This is a genomic window from Rothia sp. HMSC072B03 (assembly GCF_001809565.1).
Classification (GTDB): Bacteria; Actinomycetota; Actinomycetes; order Actinomycetales; family Micrococcaceae; genus Rothia; species Rothia mucilaginosa_A.
Window position 1 is genome coordinate 26,215 of record NZ_KV797970.1, and the last position, 9,180, is coordinate 35,394.

General features: G+C 61.9%; 8 protein-coding genes. 2 read left to right on the forward strand and 6 right to left on the reverse strand.

Translation table 11 applies throughout. The features are described 5' to 3' along the window. The first annotated feature begins 218 nt into the window (after positions 1-218). Positions 219-611 (forward strand): DUF1304 domain-containing protein, encoded by a 393-nt coding sequence (locus HMPREF2630_RS06820; protein WP_049332590.1) that lies wholly within the window; start codon positions 219-221, stop codon positions 609-611. Positions 612-740: 129 nt separating this feature from the next. On the opposite strand, the gene HMPREF2630_RS06825 is transcribed toward HMPREF2630_RS06820, so the two are convergent. From HMPREF2630_RS06825 to HMPREF2630_RS06850, 6 genes are all read right to left on the reverse strand, one after another. Continuing rightward, positions 741-1,541: a DNA-3-methyladenine glycosylase I gene (locus HMPREF2630_RS06825; RefSeq protein WP_070484104.1), complete on the reverse strand. Its 801-nt coding sequence runs from the start codon at positions 1,539-1,541 to the stop codon at positions 741-743. A gap of 263 nt (positions 1,542-1,804) precedes the next feature. Beyond that, entirely contained in the window at positions 1,805-2,518 is a 714-nt protein-coding gene (locus HMPREF2630_RS06830) for a methylated-DNA--[protein]-cysteine S-methyltransferase (RefSeq protein WP_080975225.1), read from the reverse strand. A gap of 86 nt (positions 2,519-2,604) precedes the next feature. Next, complete coding sequence (locus HMPREF2630_RS06835; protein WP_049343482.1) at positions 2,605-2,913, reverse strand: N-acyl-D-glutamate deacylase; 309 nt, start codon at positions 2,911-2,913, stop codon at positions 2,605-2,607. Between the two features lie 681 nt (positions 2,914-3,594). Further along, positions 3,595-5,151, reverse strand: a complete 1,557-nt coding sequence (glpK, locus tag HMPREF2630_RS06840; RefSeq protein ID WP_070484107.1) for a glycerol kinase GlpK — start codon at positions 5,149-5,151, stop codon at positions 3,595-3,597. Positions 5,152-5,193: 42 nt separating this feature from the next. After that, positions 5,194-5,991 carry an MIP/aquaporin family protein gene (locus HMPREF2630_RS06845; protein WP_049332597.1) on the reverse strand — a complete coding sequence of 266 codons (798 nt, stop codon included), beginning with the start codon at positions 5,989-5,991 and terminating at the stop codon, positions 5,194-5,196. 345 nt (positions 5,992-6,336) lie between these two features. Next, positions 6,337-8,082 carry a glycerol-3-phosphate dehydrogenase/oxidase gene (locus HMPREF2630_RS06850; protein ID WP_070484110.1) on the reverse strand — a complete coding sequence of 582 codons (1,746 nt, stop codon included), beginning with the start codon at positions 8,080-8,082 and terminating at the stop codon, positions 6,337-6,339. Positions 8,083-8,210: 128 nt separating this feature from the next. On the opposite strand from HMPREF2630_RS06850, the gene HMPREF2630_RS06855 reads away from it, so the two are divergent. Further along, on the forward strand, positions 8,211-9,158 hold the full coding sequence (locus tag HMPREF2630_RS06855; RefSeq protein WP_049343478.1) for a sugar-binding transcriptional regulator: 948 nt from the start codon (positions 8,211-8,213) through the stop codon (positions 9,156-9,158). Positions 9,159-9,180 lie beyond the last annotated feature (22 nt).

Here is a 9,180-nt window from a genome sequence, read left to right on the forward strand (position 1 = left end):
CGGCGGGCGCTCGCCGTATGCTCGGATGTCCGAATCTGAACATATGCGGCGGTGCAATGCAGGCATTACCGGGGAAGAGTAAAATAGATGCTTGTGCCCATGCACCGAAGACGACGCGTGCGGAGGCGGCCGCCGGACTGCCGGTCAGACAGTTACCCGCCCGTATATTGCGATGGATGCACACCTGACAGACGACCTACTAGTATGAGGAGACGGCGATGCAGAGCCTTGCAACGGTTACCACCGTTTTCGCCTTCGTGGCAATCGCAATTCACATCTACATCTGGGTTATTGAGTCCTTCCTCTGGACCAAGCCCAAGGGCCGTGAAATCTTCGGCATGACCGAGGAGTTCGCGGAATCCACCAGGGAAATGGCGGCTAACCAGGGCCTGTACAACCTGATGATTGCGTGGATTGCGGCAACCGGCCTGCTGGCTTTCTGGTTTGGTTCCCCGCAGGTTGGTGTGGCTCTGCTCTTCGCGGGCCTGGGCGCCATGGCTATCGCCGGCATCTACCTGTTCCTGACCTCCCCTGCTAAGCGTAAGCCCGCGTTGATCCAGCTGGTTCCGCCGCTGCTGTCCCTGATTTTCCTCTTCGTGACCATCCGCTAAGACCTGTCGGACTCGCAGAGGAACGCTAATCTTCAGGCCGCGCGCTGTATCGAAAGATACGGCGCGCGGTTTTTCTGTGCCCTCCGCGGTCACGCCACGGCTAATCGCGCCACGGGTGTAGAGGCGCGGCTAGTTGAAGAGGCCTGAGCATCCGCGCCGGTGCGAATCGAGCAGGTGCGCATCCACCATGCCCACTGCGCACATGAGCGCGTACGCGGTCACCGGCCCCAGGAAGACCCCACCTAACGCTTTGAAAGACTTGGCGAGCACCGCGGACTCGACGGTATCGGTTGGAATCTCCTCCAGAGTGCGCGGTGCAATGGTCTCGTTCGGTGCAAAGGACCACAGCCATGCGGGGAGCCCACCCGGAACGCGCGTACCGTCGGGTAGGGTGCGCTCGCGCATCCGTTCCAGCTCTTCAATGCTTAGCGTTCGGCCCCGGCGACGAACCGTGCGCGATACCTCGGCCTGTGGAGGTTCGGTGCGGCCCGCCTCGTTGGGGGCGGAGGAAGATGCGATGAGGGGGAGCGGAATCCCCTCGGCGGGAAAGCTATCGGAAGCTGCGGCCAGCTCGCGCATCCGCAGGGTGAGCTTGGCATTGGAAATTACCGCCCGAATCTTGCGTTCGTTACGGATGATGCCCTCATCCTCGAGCAGTCGCGCAACATCTTGCTCGTTAAAGGAAGCCACACGCTCGGGATCGAACCCCTCAAAAGCTCGTCGGAATGCCTCACGTCGCGCAAGAATCGTGCGCCAGGAGAGACCCACCTGGAATGCTTCGAGGCTGAGAGCCTCGAAGAGCCCGCGCTCATCGGTGACTGGAACGCCCCACTCCGTGTCGTAGTAGCCGCGCAGGAGCTCATCGGTGACCCACGCGGGGTAGCTCGGGGAGCTCTTGGTGGTGACGTTATTGGGAACCTGCGAAATCATGATTGCTCCTCTCTGAGAATCTCGGTCAATTCGCGCGCCCCGAAAGTTATTCCGGAGATATGTTCTACTTAAACACTAACGCTCCGCGCGGTAATTTCGCAAGTATATTCGATGCAGTGTTGCGTGATGGCTTGGAATCGAATACGAGTGCAGGAATACGGGTAGGCAAAAAGGGTGGGATGCCCACCGATAGACGGCATGCATCCCACCCTCTGCGCGGATTCTTTCTTCAACCCTGTCCCGCCCGACGAACGCAGCTGACGTTAGAAGAGCCTCGCCTCCCGCACCTCGGCGGGCTCCTCCAGAGCCAGCAGGAAACGCTTGCGGTCCACGCCTCCGGCATAGCCGGTCATGCTACCGTCGGCACCAACCACGCGGTGGCAGGGGATTATGATGGAAATCTTATTGCGGCCCACCGCCTGGCCCACCGCCTGCGCGGGGGCTCCCGGACCCACGGCCCGCGAAATGGCGCCGTACGTGGTGGTGTACCCGGCCGGGACAGTCTTTAGATGCTCCCAGACGATGAGCTGAAAGTCCGTGCCCTCCGGGTCGAGAGGGAGGTCAAAGGAGGTGCGCTCGCGGGTGAAGTACTCGTCCAGCTGTGTGCAAGCCAGCGCGAGTAGCTGTGCGGCGGCGTATTCGCCGGCAGGTTCGTCATCTTCCGCTGTGCCGTGCTCTCGCAGGTAAGCCTCGGGATTGTCGATGAGCGTGCCCAGCTCGTGGGGGAGAGGGAAGTGCTTCTGCTCCTCGTACCAGAGGCCCGTGATGGCGTCGGCCTTGGCCGCGATGTAGAGCGTGCCGACGGGGCTGTCGTGCCGGGTGTACCATCGTGCAGTTTCCTCCTCCTCTGAAGCCGGCGGCGCGATGTGCGGGGGCTGAATCTCGGCGGGTGGGTTTTCGACTGACGGGGCTTCACCCGTTGGGAGATCGGCGGGCTGGGGATCCTGCGAGTGCGGGGATGCGGTCGCTTCGGTCATGGTCTTCCTCGGTGGGCTTGCGGGCGCGGTTAAAGGGCGGTGCCCCTCCATCCATCATAGGGGAGGGGCACCTGTGCGCCGTCATCCTAGTGCTCGGGCTGTGCATCCTTATTTTCATGGTGCAGGTGCGGCAGGTGAGTCGAGTGCAGATCGTGACCGAGCACGTCGTGCGCATCGGGGTCCTCAACGGGGAGCACATGCGAGTACTCGGAGTAATAGCGGTAGACGGCGTAAGCACCAATCACGCTCAGAACAATAGCCACGCCAAGGGCCCAGGGTACGGCCGCGGCGGAATAAATCAGCGAGAAGATAACGAGCAGCCAGGATAGCGCGGCGGCGAGAACCGAAACGTTCATGGCGATAATAGCAAGCTTGCGGCGACGAACATCGACCATGGGTGGCGCGGCCTAAGCCGCTTCCTCCTTTCGGGAGCCTATGCTCCGCTACGGCAAACATCGGTATGCATCGTGTGCGCGCCTATCGTTATCGACGACCATGAGCGCGCCCCTATCTGCTGATATATCCATTGTACGGCGCTTTCAATAGACAGAGAAGGCGGGCAACGACGGGGCGGTGCGGCAGTCCGTAACGCAAGATGAAGGCGGAATGTTTGCCCGGGGTGATGTCGGCCGGGCGGTTAAAGACCCGTCCGCCGCGGCGTACGAGACGGCGCGGCGGACGGCGATAGGAGCTGTACATGTAGCAATAGCGCGAACCGGCGAGTCCAGCGGGAAAATACATGAAAACCATGCAAAAGACCCGTGCGACACTGACACCTCACGAACAGCGCAGCATTATGTAATCACCGGAAGATGCTACATCTACATTCACTAACGTTACAACGGCATTGAGAGTATTAGAAAATTGCCTTGCAACAAACGCTAAACGCTACGTCATAAAAGGTCTGGCGCTGAGGCACCGGGACATCGGCCGCGCTCTCGGCGCTAGGCCCCAGTGCGGGGTGCCTTCCACGGTTGAAAGGGTATGCGGAAGGGCCGGGCACCCGTGGTGGGTACCCGGCCCTTGCACATGCTTGAGGGAAAGAGCGCTCAACGAGCGCCAGCGCTCCAGATTGCTTAGGCGGTCGGAACGTCCTCGTCAACCCACTCGAGGGTGCGGGAGACAGCCTTCTTCCACAGGCGGTACTGGCGGTCAACCTCTGCGGGCTCCATGGAGGGCAGCCAGCGCTTGTCTTCAACCCAGTTGTCCACGACGTCCTGCTCGCCGGTCCAGAAACCAACGGCGATACCTGCAGCGTATGCTGCACCCAGAGCGGTGGTCTCAACAACCTTCGGGCGGATTACAGGAACACCGAGGATGTCAGCCTGGAACTGCATCAGGAACTCGTTGGCGGTCATACCGCCGTCCACGCGCAACTCGGAGAGCTCAACACCGGAATCGGCGTTCATTGCGTCGAGAACCTCTCGGGTCTGGAATGCGGTAGCCTCCAGTGCCGCACGCACGATGTGTGCGCGGTTCACGTAGCGGGTCAGACCCACGATGACGCCGCGAGCGTCAGAACGCCAGTGCGGTGCGAACAGGCCGGAGAACGCGGGAACCACGTAGCAACCGCCGGAATCCTCAACGGAGGTAGCCAGACCCTCGGACTCAGCGGCGTTCTCAATCATGCGCAGGTTGTCACGCAGCCACTGAATCAGGGAGCCACTCATCGCGACCGAGCCTTCCAGCGCGTACACGGGTGCCGCATCGCCAATCTTGTAGGCGACGGTGGTCAGCAGACCGTTGTCGGAGAAGACGGGTTCGTTGCCGGTGTTCATGAGCATGAAGTTACCGGTGCCGTAGGTGTTCTTCGCCATGCCCTTCTCGAAGCAAGCCTGGCCGAAGGTTGCAGCCTGCTGGTCGCCCAGAATACCCGCGATGGGGGTGCCGCTGAGCAGGCCGGTGGGGCGGCCGGAGCCGTACACCTCGGAGGAGGACTTAATCTCGGGCAGCATGCTCATGGGGATGCCCATGTCTGCGGCAATCTGCGGATCCCACTGCAGGGTGCGGATGTTCATCAGCAGGGTACGGGATGCGTTGGTCACGTCGGTGACGTGCACGCCGCCGTCCACACCGCCGGTCAGGTTCCAGACCAGCCAGGTGTCGGTGTTGCCGAAGAGCAGGTCGCCGCGCTCGGCGCGCTCGCGTGCACCCTCGACGTTGTCCAGGATCCACTTGATCTTGGGGCCGGAGAAGTAGGTGGAGAGGTTCAGGCCGACGATGTCGTGGTACTTGCCAACGCCCTCTTCGCCTGCGAGCTCTTCAACGATTTCCTGGGTGCGGGTGTCCTGCCAGACGATTGCGTTGTAGACGGGCTCACCGGTGTTCTTGTCCCACACGACGGTGGTTTCGCGCTGGTTGGTGATGCCGACTGCAGCGATTTCGTGGTGGTTGACTTCGCCGTTTGCCATGGCGGTTGCTACGACCTTACGGACGTTCTGCCAAATCTCGGTTGCGTCGTGCTCGACCCAGCCTGCCTTGGGGAAGATCTGCTCGTGCTCGAGCTGGCCCTGAGCCACGTTCTCGCCCGCCTTGTTGAACAGGATCGCGCGGGAGCTCGTCGTGCCCTGGTCGATGGAGAGAATGTACTTGCGGTCGACGTTGAGGGTTGCGGAGTGCAGCGAAGTCGTCATTGATTTTTCCTTAGAAGTAAAAGATGGGGAGTTGAGAAAGTCTTAGAGGGGCAGAACTGCCGGAACGATCAGGCCTGCGAGGATAGCGCCGATGATTGGGCCAACAACCGGAACCCATGCGTAAGACCAGTTGGAACCGGTCTTACCGGGGATGGGCAGGAAGGTGTAGGCGATACGGGGGCCGAGGTCACGTGCGGGGTTGATAGCGGAACCGGTTGCGCCACCGAGGCTCATACTGATGGATACAACGACCAGGGCAACAGCCAAGGGGCCAGTCTGGGCGGGGGTCTTACCGGATGCGATGATCCAGCCAATCAGGACGAAGGTGCCGATAATCTCGGTGAGCAAGTTCCAGCCGTAGGACTTGATGGCGGGGCCGGTTGCGAAGATGCCGAGGCGGTCGCCCGGGTCCTCATCGAAGTGCTTCTTGTAGGTGAGGTACGCTCCGGTTGCGCCGGCCATTGCGCCGAGCATCTGAGCGATGATGTACAGGGCGATGTTGCCTGCGGTTGCGGGAACACCGGTTGCCAGGTCGCGGCCTGCGGTTGCCAGGCCGACGGTCACTGCGGGGTTCAGGTGTGCACCGGAATGGAAGGAGAGGTACACGGCGGTGAACACTGCCAGACCCCATCCGAAGGTGATAACACCCCAGCCTGCGTCCTTAGCGTAGGACTTCTTGAGGGTCACTGCGGCGCATACGCCGGCACCGAGCAGAATCAGGATGAAGGTACCGAAGAACTCGGAAGCGAAGATTCCGAGGGTGGTGGGGGCGCCGGATGCATCCACGAGAGCGGAAGAGCCGGCTGCAAGTACAGTTCCTGCGGAAGCAAGAAGAGACATTGATGCTCCTTGAAGACGAAGCGTCTGGAAGGCAAGCGAACCTTTGCTTGCGCATTCCCGTGCGTCCTCACCGCACGGGCGGATCGGGGCACAACGCTGTGCTGAAATGTGTAGCGGTTGCTACGAAAAATTGATAGATGTTTCTGGATGAGAAGCAGATCGTACCAGTGGGTTAACCCTGTATTTAGCTCGCTGCTTCTTATGCAGGGGATTATCGTAAACGGTTATTTAACCTCTCGTCCACCCCTCACCGAAAATATGAGATAACCCATGCTCGGTGAGGGGTGAACGGTCGGTTCGTACCAAATAATCGGTTACGAAAGGTATGTGTGGAATCTTTAAGGATTAGAGCTTCACACGAGGTGCCACGGGGGTGACAGCCTCAATCTTTGCCGATGCCTCAGCGTCGGTGGAGGTGGACTCCGCCTCGCGGATAGCCTGCACGCGTGCGGCGTAGAGGTCGCGCTCTTCCTTGACCTTCTTGTCGTCCCAGCCGAGCTCGGCACGCATGATGTCGAGGATTTCGTCTGCTGCTGCCAGGCCGCGGTCGCGCTGCTCGAGGTCGAGGCGTACGCGGCGGACCAGCACGTCCTCCAGGTGCAGGGCGCCTTCGTAGCGGACAGCGAAGACGACGTCTGCACGCAGGAACTGGGGTGCCTTAGCCAGGGGAGCACCGAGGGAGGGGTCAGCGTCGATGAGAGCGCCGAGGTCCTCAATCTGCGCGCCGTAACGCTCGAGCAAGTGGGTGATACGGTCCTCATCCCAGCCGTAACGCTCTGCGTAGCGTGCACGGTTAGCAGCGATTGCGTGGTAGCCGTCTGCACCGACCAGGCCGATGGTTGCGGTCACGGAGGGGTTCTGCTTAGCCTGCTCGCCCAGTGCGAAGTCGACAGCGTCGGCAGCCATGACACGGTAGGTGGTGAGCTTGCCGCCTGCGATGGCGCTCATGCCGGGTGCAACCTCGGTCACGGTGTGCTCGCGGGAAACCTTGGTGGATGCTGCGCCGTCCTTGACCTTGGGCTGCAGCAGCGGGCGCAGACCGGTGTAGGTGCCGATGATGTCCTCGCGGGTCAGCGGGTTAGCGATCAGCTTGTTGGCCTGCATCAGGACGTAGTCGATGTCCTTGCTGGTTGCGACGGGGCGCTCGCGGTCCTCGGCGTAGGGGGTGTCGGTGGTGCCGATGATCCAGTAACGCTGCCAGGGGATGATGAAGAGAACGGACTTCTCGGTCTTGGTGAAGATACCGCTGGTTGCGTTGATGCGGTCGCGGGGAACCACGATGTGGATACCCTTGGAAGCCAGAACCTCCAGGCCACCCTCGGGGTTAGCGAGGGACTCAGACTCTTCGGTCCACACGCCGGTTGCGTTGATGATGTGCTTTGCGCGTACGTTCAGGCGCTCGCCGGTCTCCAAGTCTGCCAGCTCTGCGCCGATGACGCGGCCGGATGCATCCTTGGTGAAGCCGACAACCTGGGTGCGGGATGCAGCCAGTGCGCCGTAGCCTGCAGCGGTGCGGACGACGTCGATGACGAGGCGTGCGTCGTCAACGCGTGCATCGTAGAACTGGATTGCGCCGCTGAATGCGGAGTCCTTGATGTCGGGGAAGACGGTCTTGGTGCCGGTCTTGGTGAAGTGACGCTGGGAGGGGACGCCCTTGTTGCCGCGGGAACCGAGGAATGCGAGGGTGTCGTACATGCCGATGCCGATTGCGGAGTATGCGCGCTCGATGACGGGCATCTTCAGGGGCCACAGGAAGGGCTGTGCGTGCACCAGATGGGGTGCGATCTTGTTCAGCAGCAGGCCGCGCTCGGTCAGTGCTTCGGTCACGAGCTTGAAGTCGAGGTTGTAGAGGTAGCGCAGGCCGCCGTGCACGAGCTTGGAGGACCAGGCGCTGGTGCCTGCGGCCCAGTCGCCGGCTTCGACGATGCCGGTGCGCAGGCCGCGGGTTGCGGCGTCGAGGGCGATGCCGGCCCCGGTGATGCCGCCGCCGACCACGAGGACGTCGAGTTCTTCATTGGCCATGCTCTTGAGAGCCTGGGCGCGGGATGCAGCGGTCAGCTGCGACTGCTGTGCAAAGTGCTGGGAGCTCATGTGCTGTTCTCTTCTTTTCTGTGAGAGCCGCTACGGGGCGGCGTTGCCTGTCGTCTTGACTTAGTAAAACCCGATAATGAAATAATTACCAAGTAGAATGAACGGATTTTCACAGGGGGTCTTTGCCCATGAACGAACGCGCTAGCCACACCTACGAGGCCGCGGAGCTCTACTACATCCACAACATGACCATGGATGCCATCGCGAGTCGCATGGGAGTCTCGCGAGCCACGGTCTCGCGGCTGCTCAAAAGCGCCCGAGAAAACGGCATGGTGCAGATCCGACTGGACGACTCCTTCCGTACCCGCAGCGAGCTGGAGCGGCGCATCGGCGAACGCTACAAGGTGCGCGTGACCCTGGTGAACGTGCGCGCCGACGCCACGCCGATTGCCCGCATGAGCCAGGTTTCGCGCACCGCCGCCTCCCTGCTGGACTCGCTCATCGACGACGGCACCCGCCTGGGCGTGGCCTGGGGCTCCACCATGACCGAGGTGTCTCGGCACCTGCCGCGCCGCCCCCTGACCGGCGTGAAGGTCGTGCAGCTCAACGGCGCGGGCAACGCGCACCACTCGGGTATTCCGTACCTGGGTTCTCTGTTGGGGCAGCTGGCCAACGCCTACGAGGCGCAGACCGTGCACTTCCCGGTTCCTGCCTTCTTCGACTACGCCGAGACGAAGGAAGCCATGTGGCGCGAGCGCAGCGTGCAGGCAAGCCTGCGGGTGCAGCAGAGTGTGGACCTGGCCATCTTTGGCGTGGGTGCGTTCGGCGGCCCGATTCCTTCGCACGTGTACTCGGGCGGGTATTTTGACGCGGAGGAGCAGTACCGCCTGCGCGAGCTGGGAGTCGTGGGGGATATGTGCACCGTGCTATTGCGCGAGGATGGGTCGTGGGCTGATTTGGAGCTGAACCGGCGCGCATCGGGGCCCACTCCCAAGGAGCTGGCGCGTATCCCGCGACGTATTTGCGTGGCTTCGGGGGTGCACCGCGCGAGGGCGCTCCGCGGGGCTCTGCGCACCGGCGCGATTACGGATTTGGTGCTGGACGATGCGCTCGCCAAGGTTCTGATGGATAGGTAGCTTTCTCGGGGGGGGGGGGGGG

Bases quoted from the DNA above. Each gene is read 5' to 3' on its own strand.
- HMPREF2630_RS06835 (WP_049343482.1), bottom strand. From the start codon at position 2,913: ATGGTCGATGTTCGTCGCCGCAAGCTTGCTATTATCGCCATGAACGTT.
- glpK (WP_070484107.1), bottom strand. From the start codon at position 5,151: ATGACGACTTCGCTGCACTCCGCAACCCTCAACGTCGACCGCAAGTAC.
- HMPREF2630_RS06820 (WP_049332590.1), top strand. From the start codon at position 219: ATGCAGAGCCTTGCAACGGTTACCACCGTTTTCGCCTTCGTGGCAATC.
- HMPREF2630_RS06850 (WP_070484110.1), bottom strand. From the start codon at position 8,082: ATGAGCTCCCAGCACTTTGCACAGCAGTCGCAGCTGACCGCTGCATCC.
- HMPREF2630_RS06825 (WP_070484104.1), bottom strand. From the start codon at position 1,541: ATGATTTCGCAGGTTCCCAATAACGTCACCACCAAGAGCTCCCCGAGC.
- HMPREF2630_RS06855 (WP_049343478.1), top strand. From the start codon at position 8,211: ATGAACGAACGCGCTAGCCACACCTACGAGGCCGCGGAGCTCTACTAC.
- HMPREF2630_RS06830 (WP_080975225.1), bottom strand. From the start codon at position 2,518: ATGACCGAAGCGACCGCATCCCCGCACTCGCAGGATCCCCAGCCCGCC.
- HMPREF2630_RS06845 (WP_049332597.1), bottom strand. From the start codon at position 5,991: ATGTCTCTTCTTGCTTCCGCAGGAACTGTACTTGCAGCCGGCTCTTCC.